22 protein-coding genes are annotated in these 23,421 nt (G+C 31.1%); 11 read left to right on the top strand and 11 right to left on the bottom strand.

Features of this window, described 5'->3' with window-relative positions; genetic code table 11:
- Nucleotides 1–129: 129 nt before the first annotated feature.
- The 5 genes from bamA to HNV10_RS08895 form a co-directional block, all read right to left on the bottom strand.
- Nucleotides 130–2,709, bottom strand: a complete 2,580-nt coding sequence (gene bamA, locus HNV10_RS08875; RefSeq protein ID WP_173300975.1) for an outer membrane protein assembly factor BamA — start codon at nt 2,707–2,709, stop codon at nt 130–132.
- Complete coding sequence (locus HNV10_RS08880) at nt 2,681–3,421, bottom strand: isoprenyl transferase (RefSeq protein WP_173300976.1); 741 nt, start codon at nt 3,419–3,421, stop codon at nt 2,681–2,683. The genes bamA and HNV10_RS08880 overlap by 29 nt, the downstream gene beginning before the upstream one ends.
- 1 nt (nt 3,422) lies before the next feature.
- A complete protein-coding gene (gene porG / locus HNV10_RS08885; RefSeq protein ID WP_173300977.1) occupies nt 3,423–4,112 on the bottom strand; it encodes a type IX secretion system protein PorG in 690 nt (229 codons plus the stop codon).
- A 108-nt stretch (nt 4,113–4,220) separates the two neighbouring features.
- Nucleotides 4,221–5,102 carry an NAD kinase gene (locus HNV10_RS08890; protein WP_173300978.1) on the bottom strand — a complete coding sequence of 294 codons (882 nt, stop codon included), beginning with the start codon at nt 5,100–5,102 and terminating at the stop codon, nt 4,221–4,223.
- A gap of 2 nt (nt 5,103–5,104) precedes the next feature.
- The gene (locus tag HNV10_RS08895) at nt 5,105–5,761 is read right to left on the bottom strand and encodes a CBS domain-containing protein (RefSeq protein ID WP_173300979.1); all 657 of its coding nucleotides are present in this window, start codon (nt 5,759–5,761) and stop codon (nt 5,105–5,107) included.
- Nucleotides 5,762–5,851: 90 nt separating this feature from the next.
- Between HNV10_RS08895 and HNV10_RS08900 the strand changes: the two genes are divergently transcribed.
- From HNV10_RS08900 to clpX, 7 genes are all read left to right on the top strand, one after another.
- On the top strand, nt 5,852–6,565 hold the full coding sequence (locus HNV10_RS08900) for a pyridoxine 5'-phosphate synthase (RefSeq protein WP_173300980.1): 714 nt from the start codon (nt 5,852–5,854) through the stop codon (nt 6,563–6,565).
- Between the two features lie 43 nt (nt 6,566–6,608).
- Nucleotides 6,609–7,370, top strand: a complete 762-nt coding sequence (locus HNV10_RS08905) for an alpha/beta fold hydrolase (protein WP_173300981.1) — start codon at nt 6,609–6,611, stop codon at nt 7,368–7,370.
- 21 nt (nt 7,371–7,391) lie between these two features.
- Nucleotides 7,392–8,483 carry a hypothetical protein gene (locus HNV10_RS08910; RefSeq protein ID WP_173300982.1) on the top strand — a complete coding sequence of 364 codons (1,092 nt, stop codon included), beginning with the start codon at nt 7,392–7,394 and terminating at the stop codon, nt 8,481–8,483.
- Between the two features lie 48 nt (nt 8,484–8,531).
- Nucleotides 8,532–8,879, top strand: coding sequence for a phage holin family protein (locus tag HNV10_RS08915; RefSeq protein WP_173300983.1), 348 nt, complete (start codon nt 8,532–8,534; stop codon nt 8,877–8,879).
- Nucleotides 8,880–8,959: 80 nt separating this feature from the next.
- On the top strand, nt 8,960–10,282 hold the full coding sequence (tig, locus tag HNV10_RS08920; RefSeq protein WP_173300984.1) for a trigger factor: 1,323 nt from the start codon (nt 8,960–8,962) through the stop codon (nt 10,280–10,282).
- Between the two features lie 156 nt (nt 10,283–10,438).
- Complete coding sequence (locus tag HNV10_RS08925) at nt 10,439–11,113, top strand: ClpP family protease (RefSeq protein ID WP_173300985.1); 675 nt, start codon at nt 10,439–10,441, stop codon at nt 11,111–11,113.
- Between the two features lie 83 nt (nt 11,114–11,196).
- Nucleotides 11,197–12,426, top strand: coding sequence for an ATP-dependent Clp protease ATP-binding subunit ClpX (gene clpX, locus HNV10_RS08930; RefSeq protein WP_173300986.1), 1,230 nt, complete (start codon nt 11,197–11,199; stop codon nt 12,424–12,426).
- 249 nt (nt 12,427–12,675) lie between these two features.
- On the opposite strand, the gene HNV10_RS08935 is transcribed toward clpX, so the two are convergent.
- Complete coding sequence (locus HNV10_RS08935) at nt 12,676–13,908, bottom strand: carboxypeptidase-like regulatory domain-containing protein (protein WP_173300987.1); 1,233 nt, start codon at nt 13,906–13,908, stop codon at nt 12,676–12,678.
- A 145-nt stretch (nt 13,909–14,053) separates the two neighbouring features.
- Nucleotides 14,054–15,571, bottom strand: a complete 1,518-nt coding sequence (locus HNV10_RS08940) for a GH3 auxin-responsive promoter family protein (RefSeq protein WP_173300988.1) — start codon at nt 15,569–15,571, stop codon at nt 14,054–14,056.
- A 142-nt stretch (nt 15,572–15,713) separates the two neighbouring features.
- On the opposite strand from HNV10_RS08940, the gene HNV10_RS08945 reads away from it, so the two are divergent.
- Nucleotides 15,714–16,505, top strand: coding sequence for a DUF2797 domain-containing protein (locus tag HNV10_RS08945; RefSeq protein WP_173301018.1), 792 nt, complete (start codon nt 15,714–15,716; stop codon nt 16,503–16,505).
- Between the two features lie 75 nt (nt 16,506–16,580).
- Nucleotides 16,581–16,817: a hypothetical protein gene (locus HNV10_RS08950; RefSeq protein WP_173300989.1), complete on the top strand. Its 237-nt coding sequence runs from the start codon at nt 16,581–16,583 to the stop codon at nt 16,815–16,817.
- 11 nt (nt 16,818–16,828) lie between these two features.
- On the opposite strand, the gene HNV10_RS08955 is transcribed toward HNV10_RS08950, so the two are convergent.
- Together HNV10_RS08955 and HNV10_RS08960 are read right to left on the bottom strand one after the other, a co-directional pair.
- The gene (locus HNV10_RS08955; protein WP_173300990.1) at nt 16,829–17,563 is read right to left on the bottom strand and encodes a LytR/AlgR family response regulator transcription factor; all 735 of its coding nucleotides are present in this window, start codon (nt 17,561–17,563) and stop codon (nt 16,829–16,831) included.
- Between the two features lie 2 nt (nt 17,564–17,565).
- Nucleotides 17,566–19,734, bottom strand: coding sequence for a tetratricopeptide repeat-containing sensor histidine kinase (locus HNV10_RS08960; RefSeq protein WP_173300991.1), 2,169 nt, complete (start codon nt 19,732–19,734; stop codon nt 17,566–17,568).
- Between the two features lie 215 nt (nt 19,735–19,949).
- Between HNV10_RS08960 and HNV10_RS08965 the strand changes: the two genes are divergently transcribed.
- Nucleotides 19,950–20,981: an SIMPL domain-containing protein gene (locus HNV10_RS08965; protein ID WP_173300992.1), complete on the top strand. Its 1,032-nt coding sequence runs from the start codon at nt 19,950–19,952 to the stop codon at nt 20,979–20,981.
- 4 nt (nt 20,982–20,985) lie between these two features.
- Nucleotides 20,986–22,152, top strand: a complete 1,167-nt coding sequence (locus HNV10_RS08970) for a vWA domain-containing protein (protein WP_173300993.1) — start codon at nt 20,986–20,988, stop codon at nt 22,150–22,152.
- A 67-nt stretch (nt 22,153–22,219) separates the two neighbouring features.
- Here HNV10_RS08970 and HNV10_RS08975 read toward each other — a convergent pair whose 3' ends face one another.
- Nucleotides 22,220–23,233: a PorP/SprF family type IX secretion system membrane protein gene (locus HNV10_RS08975; RefSeq protein WP_173300994.1), complete on the bottom strand. Its 1,014-nt coding sequence runs from the start codon at nt 23,231–23,233 to the stop codon at nt 22,220–22,222.
- A gap of 6 nt (nt 23,234–23,239) precedes the next feature.
- The coding region (locus tag HNV10_RS08980) for a T9SS type B sorting domain-containing protein (RefSeq protein ID WP_173300995.1) at nt 23,240–23,421 on the bottom strand (182 nt) is incomplete at its 5' end.

Below are 23,421 nucleotides of genomic sequence, written 5' to 3' on the forward strand. Positions count from 1 at the left end.
TTTTTTCGTAATACTAAAATGTGTCATTTCTTTAGTGTTACTAATCCTCAAATTTAACGAAATATATTCTTAAAAATTTTAACACGCGATGAATTTCTTATTATGCTATTAGAAAATATCGTGCCAAACTTAAAATTGTTGTCCAATAATAAAGTGAGTTTCCCAGTTTTTAACTTGAGTTCCATAAGGAGATTCATCAAACGCATGACCAAAGTCTATACCAAGTAAACCAAAGGCTGGCATAAATATTCTAAGTCCAAAACCTGCAGATCTTTGTAGCTTAAAAGGGTCAAAATCTTTAAATTCATTTACAGAACTACCTGCTTCTAAGAAAGATAATGCATAAATTTTTGCAGACGAACCTAATGTAATAGGATAACGTAACTCTAACGAGAATTTATTATAAATAGATCCACCATCAGTATCTGACAATGATTGATTTGGATAACCACGTAACTGTACTACTTCTCTACCATCTAAAGAATAATTAGCTAAACCGTCTCCTCCAACAAAGAATCTTTCGAAAGGAATTACACCTCTTGAGTTATTATAAGCTCCAAGGAATCCAAATTCCATACTTGGTCTTAAAACAAATTTCTTAGTTAAAGACTGATACCATTCTGCCTTAAACTTTACCTTATAAAACTCTAACCATTTAAAACGTTCTTGGTCTATTTCAGCAATTCTTTCATAATCACTTGAATCTGAAGCATCCAAACCATCTCTTTCGTCTATTAAAGCTTTATAATCCACACCATTTACTAAAGAATATGGGAATGAGAATTTTGCCGAAACACTAAAACTAGATCCGCCTGTTGGGAAGATTGGATCTACTCTAAGGTCACTTCTACTTAATCCTACAGTATAAGAGAGATTATTTGAGTAACCATCACCAAAAGTAAATAGACTAGTTGTATAATTATTTAAATTATAATGTTGAAAACTTAAGGCTTGAGATAACACAAAATAATCATCTGGCTTAGAAAGTCTTGTAGATAATCCAAAAGTTAAACCTGTAATATTAAAACTCCTATCTTTATCTGCACCTCCTGATGATGAATCGTATAAAAATTGTTTAGAGTGCGACAATGATGTTGACATTTGGTAAGGCTTTTTACCACCAAGCCAAGGCTCACTAAATGAAAAACTATACGTTTGAAAATATTGACTTGCTTGTAATCTTAATGCTAAACTTTGACCATCTCCTCTAGGAACGGGTTTATAAGCATCTTTCTTAAAAATATCTTTAATTGAAAAATTATTAAATGATAACCCTAAAGTACCAATAAAGCCTCCTCCACCATAACCACCTTGTAGTTGTATCTGACTTGAACCTTGTTCTACAACAGAGTATTCAACATCTAACGTACCATCTACAGGATTTGGGTTCTTAATATTAGGTGTTATTTGTTGCGCATCAAAAAATCCAAGTTGTCCTAATTCTCTAATTGTTCTAATAATATCAGATTTTCTATACAACTGACCTGGACGTGTTCTAATCTCTCTATAAACCACATGGTCATTAGTTACATCGTTACCTACAACTGTAACATTATTAAAGTACGCAGGTTTACCTTCAGATATTCGGATTTCCATATCGATAACATTACCTTCTGCACTTACCTCAACCGGATTTATAGTTGAAAACATATAACCATTGTTTTGGTACGCGTTAGTTATATCTTGAGCATCTGGATTTGTTTCATCCGAAATACGTTCTCGCAATTCTACTCCATTGTAAGTATCGCCTTCTTTTATACCTAATAAAAGTGCTAATTGCCTATCTGAATAAACGGTATTACCTACAAATGTAATTTTACCAAAGGTGTATTTTTCACCTTCTTCTACTTTAATATCTAAACTAATTGTTTTCTCGTCAATGTAAGAAATAGAATCTGAAATAACTCTTGCATCTCTATAACCGTTTTCTTTATAATAATCGACTAAACTTACTAGATCTGTTCTAAAATCGTCTTCAATATACTTAGAACGCTTTAATATACGTAAAGGGCTAAGACTTTTTTGCTTCGTGTTTTTCATAGCTTTACGAAGCTTCTTATCCGTCATTTTATCATTACCCTCAAAATTAATGGACTTTATTTTAACTTTCTCACCTTTATTGATATCTACAAGCATATTTACACGCTCTTTTTCAACAGAATCAATTACTTGAGAAGTGGTAACTTTTACTTTAGTATTTAAAAAACCTTTCTTTCTATATTTATTAGTAAGATAATTTTTAGTGGTTGCAATAAGATTTTCTGTAACCTTTACGCCTGGTTTTAATTTGTTTTCAGAAATCAGTTCATCCTTTTTACCTTTTTTAATACCCTCAATAGTGAGGTCTTTTAATTCGGGTAAATCACTTAAATTAATCTCTAAATCGGCTGTATTACCATCAATATTTATAATATATATATCTATGCTGCTAAAGAGGTTAGATTTCCATAAAGTTTTTACTGCATTGGCAATTTTTTCACCACCAACTTGGATTTCTTCATCCCTTCTAAGTTTAGAATAGGCAATAATTGTTTGCGCACTAAAATTAGTATTACCTGTAACGGTAATGTCTTTAATTAAATAGGTTTCTCCACCTTCTACTTGAGCATTACTATTAAATGAAATTGTAAAGAGGAATACAGTACAAAAAAGCTTTAATGTTGACTTCAATACTGAATTATTAGGTAAGTTGTTCGCTTGTTTTTCCAAATCTTCGTTCTCTATTTTGATAATTTATGATCGCCTCATACAAATTTTCTTTTTTAAAATCTGGCCATAAAATATCTGTAAAATATAATTCTGCGTAGGCAATTTGCCAAAGTAAAAAATTACTAATACGTTGTTCTCCACTTGTGCGAATAAGTAAGTCTACGTCTGGTAAATTTTGCGTGTAAAGATGCTTATTAATAATTGATTCATCAATACTTTCAGAAGAAATTATATTATTTTTAACTTTAACTGATATTTCTTTAACAACATTTACAATTTCTTCACGAGAACCATAGCTTAATGCTAAAGTTAATGTCATATTAGTATTGTTCTTAGTCTTTTCTATAACTTCTAAAAGTTCTTTATGAGCTTTAGTAGGTAAATCCTTTAAACAGCCAATTGCATTAAGTTTGATACTATTGTCTTGTAACGTCTTAATTTCTTTCTTTAGTGATTTTACTAAAAGTTTCATTAAGGTTTGAACCTCTAACTTTGGTCTATTCCAATTTTCTGTAGAAAACGCATAAAGTGTTAAGTTTTTAACACCCAGCTCTGCGCTAGCCTCAACGGTTTGTCTTACCGATTTAGTTCCGTTTTCATGTCCAATTGCTCTTATTAACCCTTGTTGTTTGGCCCAACGTCCATTGCCATCCATTATAATTGCAATGTGATGGGGAAGCTTTTCTTTATTTATTTGTTCTTTAATACTCATTTTAAAAATTACAATAGCAAGGTCGTCGACCAAAGGTGTAAGTTAATGTAAATCCGGTAAACATGTACCAATCATTATTATTAGTATTTCCAAAACTATATTGTTCTCTAAAATCTGCATCTGGCGTGCTACCATCTATTTCATCTGAAAAAGTGTAACGCGCTCCTATTTCTGCAGCTAAAATAAACTGATTAGTAATATTTGTTTTATAACCTAATGCCATAGGTATACCAAAAGCCCAACTGCTTGTGTTTTCTGATACAATCTCACCAACTTCTGAAAAATAGAAATTATCATGATGGGCTAAAGTAATTCCAGAATACAAATATGGAGTTCCCTTCATACCACTTGTATGCAAATCAAAATCCAAAAATGTAAATTCCATTCCTGCCGAAATTTCTGTGATATTGGTATTAAATTCGTAACCGCGCTGTACTCTTCTGGCATCATCTGATTTGCCATCAAGCCCTTCTAAATCTGTAAAAACAACAGAAACTCTAAACGAATGTCTTGGGCTTCTATTCCATTTAGCCAATAGGCCAAAAGCAAATTGGTTTGGCGAAATATATTTACTAGAACCTACATCACCAATAAAATTACTTCCACCTGCAAAAATACCAACCTCATAAATTTGAGCCTCAGCTGTATTAATGATAAATGAACCTAATAAAAAAAGAAAAAAATACCTCATAAATTTTTCAAAGTTTGCAAATATAACAATTAAGAATTTGTGGAACAATTTGAAACAAAATGTATTACAGATTAACTGTTTTTAAAGGTATTTATTGTAAAAAAAGTACTAATTCCTTCGATCTTCTCCCCAAAGTAATTTTTTTCGTAGTGTTTCTAAAAAAGATTCATCTAGCAATTCTACCATTTTTACCACAAAATCTGCTTTTTTAATAGTTACAACCGTAGAATTAGAGAGTGTTACAATCCTAGAATCTAATGACATTAAAAATTGATCCTCTCTTCCGTTTACTTTTAATTTTACCGTTGTACTATCTGGTATTATTAATGGACGAGCGCTTAAATTATGCGGTGCAATTGGTGTTAATGCAAAACTCTTTGCATCTGGCGCAATTACCGGACCTCCACAACTTAATGAATAACCTGTAGAGCCAGTTGGCGAAGAAAGTATAAGACCATCTGCCCAATAAGATGTTAGATACTTATCGTTTAAATGCGTGTCTACCGTTATCATAGACGTTGTATTTTTTCTACTTATTGCAATTTCATTTAATGCAAAATTGGTCTTAAGAATATCTTCGTGCTCTGGATCAGTTGACACACTTAATAACGAACGTTCAGAAATTTTATATTCTCCTATAAGAATTTCGTTGAGTGCTGTTTCAATTTCATCTATTTGTATAGTTGCCAAAAAACCTAATCGCCCTGTATTTATTCCAACAATAGGAATACCCAAATCTCTAACATAAGTTACAGCTCTCAAAATTGTGCCATCACCTCCTACGCTTATCAATAAATCAAAAGATTCATCTAACCTATTAAACGTTCTTACAGCAGAACTGTTCTGTATTGCTGAATTTTGAGTTTTAATAAATTCGCTTTCAAAAAAGACATTAACTTCTTTCCTAAGTAAAACATCTAGAAGTCGTTCTACTGCACTCTGTGTGGTTTCCTTACTATAATTCTGACCATAAATTGCTACTTTCGTCATTATTACATGTTTAGGTATTTATCTAAATACTGAGAGCGTTCTTTTAAACTTTCTAAGTAAGAATCATCTTCATGGCCAGAAACTATATTATAACTATAACGTCTAAACGTTTGAATAACCTCATTGAGACTAGCATTACCTATTTTAATTGTAACTCTTACCAAATCACCATCCATTTTAGAAATAAAAGCGCCTAAAAGCTTTGCATCATTAGACTCAACGATTTGACTAATTTCACTAAATGAATAATCGTTAATACCTTTTTCAACAATTAAAATTCCACCTGGTTCTGCAAAAAATGGTGTTTCATTAAATAAATGGATAATATCATTTAGCTCATAATAGCCAAGATATTTATTATTTGCGTCTAAAACTGGCATAATATTAGTATCATTTTGCGCAAATGCTTCTAGCACATCTAACCAGTTTGTGATTGGTCTTACAAAAAAACCTTCAATAGCATATTTACAATCGCTGATTGTTATATTACCTTCAAAACAATGTGCATCTGTCTCTGAGATACAACCTATATAAATACCATTATCTAAAATAGGAATATGAGAATAGGTTAATTGATTAAAAAGCATTTTTAAATCACCTATTTTATCATTTACACTAAGTGGCTTTATATCATTTATTACAAAATTCTGAAGCTCCATTACATTTAATTTATGAAGGTGCAAATTAATCAAAAATTACCATAATAAGCGTGCTCTTGTTTGTATTTTTGTATTTCAAAATCTATTAAAATGACTAAATTAAGTGTTAATATAAATAAAATCGCAACGTTAAGAAATAGTCGTGGCGGTGATGTTCCTAATGTAGTTCAGTTTGCAAAAGATGCTCAGCGTTTTGGAGCAGAAGGAATTACCATTCATCCAAGACCAGACGAAAGACATATTCGTTACCAAGACGCATACGACTTAAAATCTGAAGTTTATACAGAATATAACATTGAAGGAAACCCAATTCCAAAATTTGTGGATATGGTCTTAAAAATTAAGCCTACGCAAGTAACATTGGTACCAGATGCTATAGACGCAATAACTTCTAATGCTGGTTGGGATACTTTAAAACACAAAGACTTTTTAATTGATGTAATTAAGGAATTTAAAAATAACGGGATAAGAACATCCATTTTTGTAGATCCAGATTTACACCAAATTGAAGGTGCAAAAGCAACAGGAACAGACCGAATAGAATTGTACACAGAAGCGTTTGCACATCAATATAGTTTAGGAAATAAAGACGCCATAAATCCTTACATGGAATGTGCAGGCTTAGCAAACACTATGCAGCTTGGCATTAATGCAGGACATGATTTATCTTTAGAAAACATTAATTTTTTTAAAGAAAACATTACAGGACTCTTAGAAGTTTCTATTGGTCACGCTTTAATTGCTGAAAGTCTTTATTTGGGCGTGGAGAAAGTAATAGGAATGTATTTAAACAAATTAAAGTAATTTTTTATTTTAAAACCTCGCAACACTTTTCAAATAAAACAAAATGATTTTACACTCAAACATTATAGGAGAAGGAAAACCATTCATTATCCTTCACGGATTTTTGGGCATGGGAGACAATTGGAAAACCTTGGCTAAACAATTTTCTGAAGACAATTATGCCGTACATCTGGTAGACCAAAGAAATCATGGTCGCAGTTTTCATTCAGAGGATTTTGATTACGATTTACTGGCTGAAGATTTAAAATCCTATTGCAATGCTCACAATTTAAACGATATTATTTTACTAGGCCATTCTATGGGAGGAAAAACAGCAATGCTTTTTGCTTCAAAATATCCAGAATTAGTTAATAAACTGATTGTTGCAGATATTTCGCCTCGCTATTACCCTGTGCATCACGATGCCATTTTAGAAGGCTTAAGCAGTTTAAATTTTTCAGAAATAAAAACAAGAGGAGAAGCCGATAAAGCACTAAGTCATTTTATTAATGATGCCGGAATCAGAATGTTTTTACTAAAAAATCTTTATTGGGTAGAAAAAGGACAACTAGGCTTGCGTATTAATTTAGAGGTTTTAAAAGAGAACGTATCAGAAGTTGGCGAAGCACTTCCTATACATGCCATTTTTAAAAAAGACACTTTGTTTTTACGAGGTGACCGTTCAGAATATATTGCTGAAGCAGATGAAGCACTTATTCATCGCCATTTCCCAATTTCTAAAATAATAACCATCTCTAATGCTGGTCATTGGTTACATGCAGAAAACCCAACAGCATTTCATGAAGCAGTCATAAACTTTGTTTAAATTAATCCTTACCTTATAAATATGAAATACCTATCAATAATAATATTCTTATTTAGCTTGCAATTATCAATAGCTCAAGACCTACCAGACGGTCCATATCAGGAATATTACGAAACTGGAGAACTTAAAACTAAAGGACAATACAAAAATAATAAACGAATTGGTACATGGAAAGAGTATTACAAAAACGGACAAACCTCAAAAGAATATAGTTTTACTGATGGCAAATATAACGATGAGTCAATTTCATACTACGAAAATGGTACAGTAAGCCACAAAACCGAATTAGAAGATGATGTATATGTTAACTTTAGATACTATGAAAGTGGCAATTTAGATTATAAAAGACAATACAAATCTGGTTATTTTAAAAGCTATTATGAAAGTGGTGCAAAAGAAATAGAAGCCAATTATTTTGAATTTGACCTCGTTGGTGAATGGAAAAAATACTTCGAAACTGGCGAACTTGAATGGCTAGTAACCTATAAAGATGGGTATAGACATGGTGCTTATAAAAAATATAACAGAAATGGTGATTTATTGCTTGAAGGAACCAACGTTAGAGATAAAATTGAAGGTGAGGAAAAACGATATTTGCCAGGTAATGTACTAGAATGGAAAGGAAATTACTCAAAAGGCATCTTAAACAAAACTTGGGTTAGATTCGACGAAAAAGGGAATAAAATTGAAAAGATAAAATTTAAGGAAGGTATTACCTCAAACTCCGAATATTCCAATGTGTTAAAACCAACAGTCGTAGCTGATGGTATAATTGAGCGTGTACCAATTTATCCAGGTTGTGAAGAAATGTTGACTAACAAAACTAGAAAACAATGCATGAACAAATATGTTAATCAGCATATTGGTAAAAATTTTAATATTGAATTGGCTTCAACATTAAACTTATTAGGAAAACAAAGAATTCTACTAAATTTTAAAATAGATAAAACCGGAAAAGTCATAGAGGCTAAAGCAAAAGCACCGCATCCCGGTTTAGCTGCAGAAGCTGTAAGAGTAATTAAGTTGTTACCTTCAGTAGAGCCAGCCTACCAAAGAGATAAACCAGTTATAATTCCTTTTTCAATACCTATTGTTTTTCAGGTACAGAAATAATTATATATGTAATTTAGTATCTTAGATATAATTCAAAATAAAAAAATCATGAATCTAATTATTAGACTTTTATTAAATGCACTAGCCGTTTTTGTTTTAGCCAACGTCTTAACAGGTGTAACAGTAGATGGTTATGTAGGTGCAATTATTGTTGCTGTTGTTTTATCCATTCTCAATTTACTAGTAAGACCAATTTTAGTGATTCTAACACTACCAATTACCATTATTACTCTAGGGTTATTTCTTTTAGTAATCAATGCATGTATTATTCTATTAGCCGACAAACTTGTAGACGGATTTAACGTGGCTAATTTTTGGACAGCCATTTTATTTAGCATCCTACTATCCATCTTACAATGGCTACTTCAATCCTTTTTAAAAGACGATAAAAAGTAGCTGATATACAAACGCTTAAAACTGTTGTTGGGTTGCAAAAAAAATTGTATTTTTGCAGCCCAATTTTAGTTTCAATAAAAATGAACATTACAAGAGAAAACATCGATGCATTAAATGCAGTTGTAAAAGTTGATATCGCTAAGGAAGATTATAGCGATAAAGTAGAAAAAATATTAGTAGATTACCGTAAGTCTGCAAACATTCCTGGTTTTAGAAAAGGCCATGTACCAATGGGAATGGTAAAAAAGCAATATGGTAAAGCTGTATTAGTAGATGAAGTAAACAAATTACTACAAGATGCACTTGGTAAGTATTTAGTTGAAGAAAAACTAGACGTTTTAGGTAATCCTTTACCAAAAGCACAAGATGATTTAGATTGGGATGCAGAAGCATTTTCTTTTGAATTTGAATTAGGTCTTGCTCCAAAATTCGAAGTAGAATTAAAAAGTAAAAAAGCTATAACACATTACAATATTGTTGCAGATGACAAAATGATTGATGATCAGATTGTAAACATTCAAAAACAATATGGTAAAATTGTTTCTCAAAATGAAGTTACCGAAGCTTCCGAAATTACCGGAACTTTTACTAACGAGGAAAAAGAGATTGACAATTCTGCAATGATTACTTTAGATAAATTAAAAGGAAAAACAAATCCTAAGAAATTTATTGGAGCAAAAGTTGGCGATGTTATTACATTAAAGACAAAAGGATTATTTAGCGATGATCACGATTTAATGAATGCTTTAAAAGTACCTCATGATGATGCTCATGGTTTAGATATTGAAGTGAATTTTACAATCACTGAAATTAACCAACGCGAATTAGCAGATTTAGATCAAGAATTATTTGATAAGTTATTTGGCGAAGGAAAAGTTACTTCTGTAACTGAGCTAAAAGACAAAATTAAAGAAGATTCAGAAAAACAATTTTCTCAACAAGGTGATCAGAAACTATTAAACGATGTTACTGAAAGCTTAATTGAAAATACAAAATTCGATTTACCATCTAGTTTCTTACAAAAATGGATGCAAACAGCTGGTGAAGAAGAAATGACTGAAGAGCAAGCTAAAGAAGAATACGAAAAATCTGAAAAAAGCATGCGTTACCAACTTATAGAAGGTAAATTAATCAATGACCATAAACTTCAAGTTCAGTTTGAAGAATTAAAAGCTTATTCTATGGATTTGATTAAGGGACAAATGGCTCAATTTGGCCAAATGAACCCTTCAGATAAAGAGTTAGAAGATATCGCAGCGCGTATTTTATCTAATCAAGATGAAGTAAAACGAATGTCAGAACAACTTGTAAGTCAGAAACTATTAAACTTATACAAGACTGAAGCAAATATTAAGACTAAAGACATCACTTACGATGATTTTGTAAAAGAATTTTATAGTTAAGTAGTCTTTAAAATAATTAGTATCTTTAAAGCGTAAAACTTAACAGTTTTGCGCTTTTTTTATGAAACGGCTTTTTCTTTAAAAGTTTATATAATATATGCGCATTATAAAGGTTTTATAATAGAGAACTCATTAATTAAAAGAATTTAAATTTATATGGATTACGGAAAAGAATTTGAAAAATTCGCAATAAAAGACCAAGGGATTAATAGCAACTATTATAGTAAAATAATAGAAAGCATGTACCCTTCTAATATGACGCCAAATATCATCGAAGAACGCCAAATGAATATTGCCGTTTTTGATGTATTTTCACGTCTTATGATGGATCGTATTATCTTTTTAGGAACAGGTGTTAACGATCAGGTTGCCAATATTATCCAAGCCCAATTGTTATTCTTACAAAGTACAGATGCAAATAAGGATATTCAGATTTATATTAACTCACCAGGAGGTTCTGTTTATGCTGGTTTAGGTATTTATGACACTATGCAATTTGTAAAGCCAGATGTTGCAACAATTTGTACAGGTATTGCGGCATCAATGGCAGCCGTTTTATTATGTGCTGGTGAAAAAGGAAAACGTTCTGCATTAACACACTCTCGTGTAATGATACACCAAGTAAGTAGTGGTACTCAAGGTCAGCTTAGTGATATGGAAATTGCTTTAAAGGAAACTATTAGAGTAAAAGAAGAATTATACGCAGTTATTTCTAAACATTCTGGGCAAACTATAGAGCAAGTAGAAAAAGATTCTGATAGAGATTATTGGATGCGCTCACAAGAAGCTTTAGAATATGGAATGATTGATGAAGTATTGACAAGAAAGTAATTTCAAATTACTTCGACTAAAAGTAAACATAAAAGTTTAGGGTTAAGAATTAATTCTTTAACCCTAAACTTTAAACAAAAATTATGGCAAAGGAAGAATTAGAATGTTCATTTTGTGGTAGAAAAAAGCCAGAAACAAATCTATTAATTGCAGGATTAGATGCTCACATCTGTGATCGCTGTATTGAGCAAGCGCATGGTATTGTTATAGAAGAATCTAAGCAATCTGGTAATTCAGATTTAAGCGCAGAATTAATGCTTAGAAAACCTAAAGAGATTAAGACTTTTTTAGACGACTATATAATAGGACAAGAATATACTAAACGTGTTATGTCTGTAGCGGTTTACAATCACTACAAACGCTTATTACAACCATCAACAGACGATGATATTGAAATACAAAAGAGTAATATCATTATGGTTGGCCAAACAGGTACTGGTAAAACATTAATTGCAAAAACTATTGCAAAAATGTTAAATGTACCTTTAGCTATTGTTGATGCTACTGTATTAACAGAGGCTGGTTATGTTGGTGAAGATGTAGAGAGTATTTTAACGCGTTTGTTACAAGCCGCTGATTATAATCTTGAAAAAGCACAACGCGGTATTGTTTTTATAGATGAAATTGATAAGATTGCTCGTAAAAGTGATAACCCTTCTATTACCAGAGATGTCTCGGGAGAAGGTGTACAACAAGCGTTATTGAAACTTTTAGAAGGTACTGTAGTTAATGTACCACCTAAAGGAGGACGTAAACATCCGGATCAGAAATTTATTGAAGTAGATACCGAGAATATTTTATTTATTGCTGGTGGTGCTTTTGATGGTATTGAACGTGTTATTTCTAAGCGACTTAATATGCAAGCCATTGGCTACAGTTCTATAAACAAGGAAAGTGTTGACAAGGACAATATATTACAATATATCATCCCAAAAGATTTAAAAGATTTTGGTTTAATACCTGAAATTATTGGTCGTTTACCTGTATTAACACACATGGATCCATTAGATGCTAAAACACTTAGAGCCATTTTAACTGAGCCTAAAAATGCCATCATTAAGCAATATAAGAAGTTGTTTCAAATGGATGAAGTTGAATTCTCTATTACAAATGGTGCCTTAGATTATATTGTAGAAAAAGCAATTGAGTACAAATTGGGTGCACGTGGTTTAAGATCCCTTTGCGAAGAAATCTTTACAGAAGCCATGTTTGAATTACCTGGATCTGGAGAATCTAAATTCAACGTCACTAAATCTTATGCAGAAGACCGATTAAATAAGTCTACATTAAAGAAGTTGAAGGCAGTGTCTTAAACTTCTTTACTAACTAAATAACTAAAAGCCACAATTTCAAGTTAGAAATGGTGGCTTTTTATGTTAGGGATTTAATTAATATAATATTGCTAGCAATATTTTTTAAGAATTGTAAAAGTTAATAGCACATTAATTTTAATCAAATATAGAAGCATTCATCAACTGCACTACTAATTCATATTAATATTGGTTAAAACGATTATAACCATCGCTAAAAACAATATCAATACCATTTTTTCGGTTAAAAGGTTATCGCTTTGTTTTAGTATAGCTTAATGTAACTTTTTTTTGAGCCAATTTTACAACGGACTTCTTAGAATATGAGTTAGGAATAAGTTCTTCTCTATAATTTACATAACCATCCTTTTCCGCAACGATTTGATAATAATGATAAGGCTTTAACTTAAAATGATAAGATGCATCATCACTTGTTACTTGGCGTTCTATCTCTTTACCTTCATCATCTAATAAAACAACAGTTGTATTTGGTAATCTTTCGTTATCTTCTGTAGTAATAATACCTTCTAAGTTTTTGTAAATCATTTCAGCTTGAACATGGTACATGTTGTACGCAAGCGTTTTTTGCGATTTTCTATTTTTATTTGACGAAAAAACACCCGTTTCTCCGTTAATTATCATAAAAGCTATATCGTCTCTGTTAGAATTAATTGCTCTTCCTAAATTTCTAGGTTCACTGTATACAATATTTCTTCGGTTAGAAATAAATATATCATAACCACCTAAACTACCATGGCCTGTAGATGAGAAAAATAATTCTTTATTATCATCAGTAGTAAATGGGTATTTTTCATTTTTTTCTGAATTTACCTTATCCCCTAAATTAACGTAAGAACCAATAGTTCCATCTTTGTTAATTCTGGCCATATAGATATCAAACTCTCCATATCCACCTTTCATATTTGAAGAAAAGAATAAGAATTTACCATCTGCAGAAACATGAGGATTTTCTACAGAATAATCATCACTACTTATAGATAATTCAGTTTCATTAATCCATTTACCTTGAGAATTCCTTTTTAAATTCGCTTTATACATTTTATAATTACCTTCACTACCTCTTTCGCTCCTTGTATAATAAATAGTGTGCTCATCTGGTGAAAAAGAAACTTGACCCTCATTTCCTTTTGTATTTAAAATTCTACTGAATAAAAATGGTTGTGAAAAACTATTGGTCCCTTTTACATCTAAGCAAAACAAATCAGTGTAAGGTTCTTTTGTTTTTGGATCAATACCAGAACCTATTGCTCCAATTTTTTTGGAAGACACAATAACTAGTTTATTTCTAAACATAGCACTTGCAATTTCAGAATAATTTGAGTTTATCTGAGAGACTTTTACATTAAAAGCATAACCACTTTTATTTAAAGCATCAACTTTGGTCGGTTTAACCGGATTAGTTTTGTCATAAAAACTATATGTACAAAACATTAGTGCAAAAAGCACGTGTAGTGTATATTTCATAATGTAGGGAAAAATGGATTAATACATCTTAAAGATACGATTAACCTAAGAAACAGATTGAATTTCTGTGCCTTTATTGGTTAACTAACACTAATTTATCGATAAGTTAACATGTATTTCAGTTTTTTATATTAATTATCTTATTTTATTGTTCGTTTAAACGAAGTAATTCTTCTAAATACACTCTAGAATTAGATAAACGAGGTACCTTGTGCTGACCACCTAATTTATTATTATTCTTTAACCAATCATAAAATAGGTTAGTACGAGCGCAATGTATTTTTGGTTTATTTAAAGTCATATTATTAAGACGTTTAGCTTCATAATCTGAGTTTAATGATTTTAACGCTTCGTCAAATAAATACTCAAAGTCCGCCATATGTTTTGGAGGTGTTTTAAACTCAATTATCCACTCGTGAGCACCCTTTTCTTTTCCTTCCATAAAAATTGGAGCCGCAGTATAATCTACAATTTCTGCTGATGTTTTTTGGCAAACACTTTTAAATGCATGTTCTGCATTTTCAATTATTAATTCTTCACCAAAGGCATTTATATGGTGCTTTGTTCTACCTGTAACTTTAATTCTATGCGGACTTAAACTTACAAACCTTATTGTATCTCCAATTTTATAGCGCCACAAACCAGCATTAGTGGTAATTAATACAGCGTAGTTAGTATTGAGTTCCACTTCACTTAACGGAACTACTCTTTGCTGCAATGTCTTATATGTATCCATAGGTATAAACTCATAAAAAATACCATAATCTAACATCAGTAACAAATCACTAGAATTATTTTGGTCTTGTATTGCAAAAAAGCCTTCTGATGCATTGTATATTTCGTAATATCTAAACTTATTAGAGGGCAAAATGGCTTTGTATTGCTCTACATATGGATTAAAACTTACACCTCCATGAAAGTAAACTTCAAGGTTTGGCCAAATTTCAAAAAGACTATCTTTTTCTGTTTTATCTAATACATTATTAAGTAAAACCAACATCCAAGATGGCACACCAGCAAGACTAGTTACATTTTCTTCAATAGTTTCCTCCACAATTGCTTGCATCTTTGTTTCCCAATCACTCATTAGAGAAACTCTATTGCTTGGTGTGCTGCTAAACTCTGCCCAAAAAGGCATATTATCAATTAAAATAGCACTTAAGTCACCAAAAACAGTTCCGTTTTCTTTATATAATTCTTTACTTCCGCCTAAACGTAAACTTTTACCTGTAAATAATTGTGCATCTTCATTATTATTTAAATACATGCATAGCAAATCTTTACTAGCTGCATAATGACAATCTTCTAAAGATTCCATACTTACTGGTATAAACTTACTTTTGGCATTTGTTGTTCCACTAGATTTAGCAAACCATTTTATAGCTGTTGGCCAAAAAATATTCTGTTCACCATTTCTAGAACGCTCAATTAATGGATGAAACTCTTCGTAATTAGAAATAGGAATTCGTTGATTAAATTCTCTATATGTTTTAATTGAATTGAAGTCATATTTTCTACCGATTTCAGTGTCCTTTGCAACTTTTATTAAATTAAATAGTAATTCGTTTTGTACTTCATTTGGGTATTTTACAAACAATTCAATTTGATGAAATCGTTTTTTTAAAAACCAAGAAGCAATAGAATTTACAATAGGAATTGGCATGGATAAACTATCTTTACTCGCTAAACGAGATTTAATATTTCAGTTATTGTTTGTAATTTTGAATCTAACATTCTAATATTCACATCAATCTTCTACATTGAAACTTTACGAAGCTTGAATGATAAAAATACTAAATTCTTTTATGGTTTATACAGGAGTTCTCACAAAAATGCAAACTGAATTTTTAGAGCCAATTCAGTACTATTTGGTCTTTGAAAATGATTTTATACATATGAATCAATTATTGAATAAAACCATTAACATAAAACTTGTTGGCCATCAATGTTTAAGTTGTGGATTAGACAAACCTATTTACAGACAGGGTTTTTGTAGATCTTGTTTTTTTGATAAACCCGTGGCTGGTGATTGGATTATGAGGCCAGAGTTAAGTACAGCACATTTAGGTAAAGAAGATCGCGATTTAGAATATGAACAGAAAGTACAGTTACAACCGCATATTGTGTATTTAGCAAACTCTAGTAACGTAAAAGTTGGTGTAACCAGAAAGAGCCAAGTGCCAACTCGATGGATCGACCAAGGTGCACATGAAGCTGTTGAAATTGTTGAAGTACCCAACCGTTATTTAGCCGGAATTACTGAGGTTGCCTTAAAAGATCATGTAGCAGATAAAACCAATTGGCGAAATATGTTAAAAAATGATGTTAAGGATGAAGACCTATTAGAATGGAGGCATAATTTAAAAGGATATATCCCAGAGGAAGCTCAACCTTATTTTATAGAAAACAATACAGAAACGCATCTTGTATTTCCGGTAGAACAATATCCTGTAAAGCCTAAAAGTCTTAATTTAAATAAAACACCTAACTATACCGGAAAATTAGTTGGAATAAAAGGGCAATACCTCATTTTTGAAGACAATACGGTTTTTAATGTGAGAGCCAATGAAGGATTGGTAGTAGAAATAAGTATGTAATTGGTGTTATAGTTGCGTTAAAAGGCTTTTTTATTTTTTGATAAATAATTATCTTAAAGTAAAAAACTTATTATTATGAAAACTTCACCTTTTCCTTATATCATTTTATCAACCTTATTATTAATTACTGTTACTATAATGGCAAGTTTAAACTTTTCATTTTCTTGGGTATTTTATTTAACAGTAATCGGACAAGCTTCTGTAGTATGGATGGTTTATAAAACATTAAAAGACAAATACACTACCAGTAAAACGTTTAAACATCTTTATGAAGACCACCCAATTGAACCTTTTAAATATAATGGAGAATAGTTGGTCTAATTTTATTTAAAATAAGATAGTAAATCAGCTTTTTTAGAAGCTGATACCATTATCTCTTTTCCGTTACTTAGTACAACGCTTCCGCCTTTGCCTTTTACGTACTTTACAATTTCGTTGACGTTAACTAAATAACTCTTATGTACTCTTGCAAAATTAGCATCGGTTAAACTTTCTTCAATATATTTTAGAGTTTTACTAACGAGCTTTTTTTTGTTATTACTAAGATAGATTTCTGTATAATTATCATCTGCTTTGCAATACATAATATCTGATGTTTCAATAACTTCAAAACCATCTTGTTGCGGAATCGTTATTTTTCCATTAACAACATTTGTCTTAGGTGTTAAAACCTGATCTTGTAATGCATCCTCTTTTATTCTGATTTCGGTAACGTAATCTACAGCCTTTATTAATTCGTCAATAGAAATTGGTTTCATTAAATAATAAGACGCGTGCGCATTTAATGCTTCAATTGCATAATGATTATAAGCCGTTACAAAAATGGTTTCAAAATTAATATCTCCTACCTTATCTAATAAATCAAACGCATTGCCATAAGGCATTTCTACATCTAAAAACACAACATCTAAATTATTATTCCTAATTAATACTAAAGCATCTTCAATATTTGCTGCTTCGCCTAAAATTGAAATATTTGGACAATACTTGGTTAGATAATTTCTAAGAATAAGCCTACTGTTTTCTTCGTCTTCTACTATTATAGCCTTTAGCTTCATAATTAATCTTTTTTTAATGTGACAACAACCTTAGTACCTGCATCTTCCAAATCTTGAAAATCAGCAATCGTAACATCTACTTTATCTTTATACATTTCGTTTAAGATAGCAACACGCTTTTTAATGTTGTTCATCCCTTTTGAATTTTGCTTTTTCTGATGGTCTGTCTTTAATGCTTTAGAACGTTCTCTCCCAATACCATCATCAGAAATAATAATTGTAATTTCGGATTTAGTTTTAGGTTGAATATTTATATTTAAGTGTCCTTTTTCAGTTTTATAACGTAGGCCATGCCAAACTGCGTTTTCTATATAAGGCTGAAGCAACATTGGTGGAATCTGAAATTCTTCTACATCAATAGTCTCATCAACATCTATAGAATAATCAAACTTATCTTGAAATCTAAAATGTTCTAGCTTAGTGTATAAATTTAATAATTCAATTTCCTTTTTTAGTGGTATAAAATCTTCTTCACTATTTTCTAAAACTGCTCGCATTAATTTTGAAAAGTCTGTTAAATATTTATTTGCTGTGCGTTCGTCATTTGTAGCAATAAAGGTATTTACAGAGTTTAATGCATTAAAAATAAAGTGTGGATTCATTTGGCTACGCAAAGATTTTAGAGCCAATAAATTATTTGCTAATCGTTGTTGCTTAATGTATTTAAACATTAAATAACCTGTAATTAGAAGTAAAACTAAACCGCCTATTAATGAATAAATAATAATCTGTTGGTTTTTATTTTGTTCTTGTGTTAACTCGTATTTACTCTTAGATAAGGCTCTATCACTTTCTAAAGAGGTTATTCTACTTTGTTGCTCTGCGATATTTCTACTAAACCGTGCAGCTTGCGAGATTTCTTGTATTTTTTTTGCGTATTGCTGGTCTACTACACTATTGTATTCTTCACTATAAGCAATGGCCTGCTCTGTATTACCTGATCTTAAATGAGCTTCAGATAATTTACGAGTAGCATCCATCTTTACATCCAAATCTTCTTTTTTATCAGCTTCTTCTATACTCTTTTCGTAATAAGGAATTGCGCTTTCCATATCATTTTGAAGATAGTAAGCATTACCAATTTTATAGTTTTGTTTTTGTATTGTAATAGGGCTTTCGTTTGCAATTATAGAATCTTTTTCAATATCTTTTATCGCTTCAATAGCCTCTTTTCTTAATACAATCTCATCTTCGTAAGCCGCATTTAAACTATTGAATTCAGCGACTTTTACTTGCTCTTCTACTGCACGTTTTTTGTTTTCATTTTTAGCTAAGTTTAATGAATTACTAAATAATAATTTTGCTTTACTAGTTTGGCCTTGGTCACTGTAAACCTGTGCCATTTTAGAATTTAAATCTGTAACCTTGGGTGTTATTAAATGCTTTTTAGCTACTTTTAAGCCATCTTCATAGGCTTTTATAGCTTTAGCATAATCTTCTAGTTTTACATAGGTGTCTCCTATGCCTTCAAACCAAACCGTTTTTTCGTAATTAGATAAATCCTTTTCTTTTATTAAATTGTATTCCTTTAAACTTTTATCAAAATCGCCATCATTTCTATAGGCTTTAGCTAATTTAAGTTTTGCAGAAGCTTTTGCTGTATTTTGTATACTAGTTTTAAAAGCAGAAATAGCCAAATCATACTGTTTCCAATATACGTAGACGTCACCTAACAATTCATATGCTTGTGCGTTTTGCTCAGTATCAATTTTAGCTTTTAATGCATTACCAATAAATTTTATACTCTTTTCTGCATCCTTTTTTAGATAAGCATCTGCAGAATCTATCATCTCATTAAATCGTTTAAAATCGGATTTGTTTTGAGAACTTCTACCGTTCTGTTTCGCATCAATAACCTCTATAGTTATGCGTTCGTTTGATGTTACTGTGTAATAAATGGTTTCAAAATCATCATGACTAATAATGAGTTCGTCTCCAATTTTAGCTTTTATATTAAATGTTCCGTCAGCAAATGTCCTGGTATATTGTCCGCCATTTACCAAAATCTCTACATCTTTATAAGGCTGGTAGGATTCTTTTTCGTAAACAGAACCTCTAATTGTATAAACTGTTGCACTAGTATTATTATCTAACTCCCTATGTTGTCCAAAGGATAAAAATCCAATTAAACAGAAGAATATTAGAAAACCATATGATTTAGAAATTTTCACTACAAGCTTGTATTTGTTTGTCTAAACTTACATACTTTATTTGGTTTCAAAAAATGACTACTGTAGAAATAAATTCATTTTAAACGTAAAAAAGTGACTTCTACTAAATAATTATACCATTTCACTCATTTAAATGGTTGCTTCACTCATTGTTGTTTTTAATCACTCTTTTTTAGACAGAGCTTTACCAACGAATCAAAAAACAACTATGAATTATGAAAACAATCAAATTGCCATTAATCCTAATATTTGCGTTTTGCATCAATCTTTCTGCCCAGCACAGAGGAAATTATAACGAAATTACTCAAGATATTTCGAGACAAAATATTTTAACTTCAGGAAATGCCCAAATTTATAATCCAACCGTTCAGCACCAAATAAATAAAACATTATACCCAAGCAATGTGCTTACTGTAGATGTAAAAGCTTTACAGAATGTAAGTGCTACTACTTACACTGCTATCTTTAATGTATCTCAAATGGGACCTTCTGCAGAAAAGACCAATCAATTAATGAAAGAACGTATAGATAGCATTAAATACCGGTTAAACACCAAAGGCATTGCTCAAAAAGCTATTGCGATTGATGTTATTTCTTTTATTCCGATATATGAAGTTGAAGTTACCAAAAAACTGTTTAGTAAAACATATACTGAAGTTCCTAAAGGTTTTGAATTGCAACAAAACATTCATATACAATTTACAAAAACCAATCAGTTTGAAGCCATTTTAGAAGCTTGTGCTAAAAGTGAAATTTACAACTTAGTAAAGGTTGATTATTATATTGAAAACATTCAAGAGGTTTATAAAAATCTTCAAGATGAATTATTAAAACTTATTGAAGAAAAAAAGGACTATTACAAAGTTTTGGGCTTTAACATGGCTAACTATGATGTTGCGATTGCAGATGACAAATATTGTTACTTCCCAAAAGATTTCTACCAAAGCTACCAAGCTTATAATAGTACATCTGTTGAAGCCTTAAGTAAAAGTAAAGGTGTAACGACTGTAAAAAAGCAAACGTCTTATTACTATCAACCATTAACCTATGAAACGTATGACGTGGTTGTAAACCCTTCCATCTTAGAACCTGTTGTTCAAATCGGCATGAATATAAAACTTGTTTTTACTCCAAAACCAAAAGAACAAAAACCTACTCCAATTGTAGAAACAAAAATAGACCATAAATACTATGTAATTTCTCCAAACGGAACCATAGATGTTAAAGAATTAAACACAAAAAATTAAGAAAATGAAAACATTAATTAAACCTCTAGTTTTGGCATTAAGCTTAACTACTTTAATGGCTTGTAATGCCAATAACAGAAAACAAAATAAGTCTGAATTAATTGCTGAAACCGTGATTAAAACTACTTCTAAAGACCATAAACCAGAAATTAAAGTGGCACTTCTTTTAGATACCAGTAACAGTATGGATGGTTTAATAGACCAAGCCAAAGCACAACTTTGGAAACTTGTAAATGAACTCTCTTACGCAAAATGCGAAGATGAAAGTCCTAGTTTAAAAATTGCACTTTACGAATATGGCAATGATAACCTTAATGCAGAAGAAGGATACTTAAGGCAAGTTTTATCCTTTAGTAATGACTTAGATGAGATTTCAAAATCTTTATTTTCATTAACCACAAATGGTGGAAATGAATATTGCGGAAAAGTGATTAAAACAGCACTTAATCAATTAGAATGGGGAAATAATGAAGATGATTTAAAGTTGATTTTTATAGCTGGAAATGAACCTTTCTCCCAAGGAAAAGTGAATTATAAGGATGCATCTAAATTAGCCCATCAAAATGATGTAACAGTAAACACTATATTTTGTGGTGATTACAATCTAGGAATCTCAACATCTTGGAAAGATGGCGCAGATTTAACCCATGGAAATTATATGGCTATAAACCATAACGAAGCAACCGTACATCTCGCTTCACCGTATGATGACAAAATTTTAGAACTGAATGAAAAATTGAATAAAACCTATATAGCTTATGGAAGTGCTGGCAGAAAAAAAATGGAAATGCAAGCAGAACAAGACACCAATGCTTTGAGCTACAATAAAGCTAACGCAGTAAGTAGAACAGTTAGTAAAAGCTCTCGTTTATATATAAATAGCTCTTGGGATTTAGTTGATGCTGAAAAGGACAAAGACTTTTCTTATGACGATTTAGATGACAAGCAACTACCAAAAGAATTAAAAGGAAAGTCTAAAGATGAAATTAAAACTTTTGTAGCAAAGAAAGCTAAGGCTCGCGAAAAACTTCAGACTGAAATTGAAAGCTTAAACATAAAACGACGTAATTATATTGCAGAACAAAACACAGAAGGTTCTAATAGTTTAGAAAGTGCAATGCTTGAAGCTTTAAAAACTCAAGCTGAAAAGAAGAACTATAAATGGGAATAAATTAAATTTAGAAAAAGAAAAAGGCTCAATTTACATTGAGCCTTTTTTATATTGTAAAAACACTGTTTTAATTAATTGCAGGACAATTACACTCATACTTCTCTCTTCTACAATTAAAGTTGAAGCCTAAAGTAAACTGATGAAAGCCACCTGTATTAAAATTCACTGTATTAGCCTGGTAAGAATAGGTATACGCAAATACAAAATTATTATAATCTATTCCTAAAAATGGCGTTATATATTGTAATTTTTGACTACTTACACCAGATCCATCTTGAAACTGTGCACCATCTAAACTACGTCTGTAAGATAATCCACCCCAAACTTTACCAAAATCCATTTCTTTATAAACTTTCCCATTAATATCTATAGAGGACTCTTCTGTTGCATCTCTATACATATACATAATTGAAGGTTCATAACTCCAATCACTACCAAATTTACTGAAGGTATAACCTGAAGACAATAAATACGTTCTTAAGTTTTTAAATTCAAATTCTCCATTTTGATTATAGTTTACACCATCATTATCCAAAATATTTTTGGCAGTAAAATGTGCATAAAAATCAACAAAATGATAAGAAAATCCAAAATCAATATTAAAATTAGTTGCACTTTGCTCAATGCCTGCAACAGCCAAATCAAATTCACCAGGAGCTAACCAACTAGTTTCATCTAATTTATACTGCAAAAATCCAGCACTAATACCAAATGACAACATATTTAAATCAATCTCATTTCTTGAGAACATTAAATGATAAGCAAAAGTCGCATAACCTCCTACTGTAGAGTGATAACCATTGGCATCATTAAAAAGAACACCTCCAAGAGCAACAGGAGACTCTCCCAATCTTCCATTCATGCTCAACGTTTGTAAGCTAGGTGCATCATCAACACCAAACCATTGCTGCCTGGCTGTTAACCTTATTTTAGCACAGTTAGCAACACCAGCCATAGAAGGGTGAATTAAGTAATAATTATCTGTTAAATAATCTGAATAGATAGGGATTCCTTCTTGAGCAAATCCAAAATTTGCTACTAAGGATATTAGGGCTACTAAACAATACTTTTTTAATTTCATATTTTATTATCGTTTCAAGGTAAAATGGGCTTTAAATTCTTTACGTATATCTGTTGTTGGCTCGTCGTATTCTACTGTAAACCAGTAGTCACTGGTTGGCATTAAATTACCATTAAACGTTCCGTCCCAACCGCTTCCGTCTGGACTCAATTGCTTTAACAGTTTTCCGTATCTGTCAAATATATAAA

This window comes from Winogradskyella litoriviva, from assembly GCF_013249065.1.
Classification (GTDB): Bacteria; Bacteroidota; Bacteroidia; order Flavobacteriales; family Flavobacteriaceae; genus Winogradskyella; species Winogradskyella litoriviva.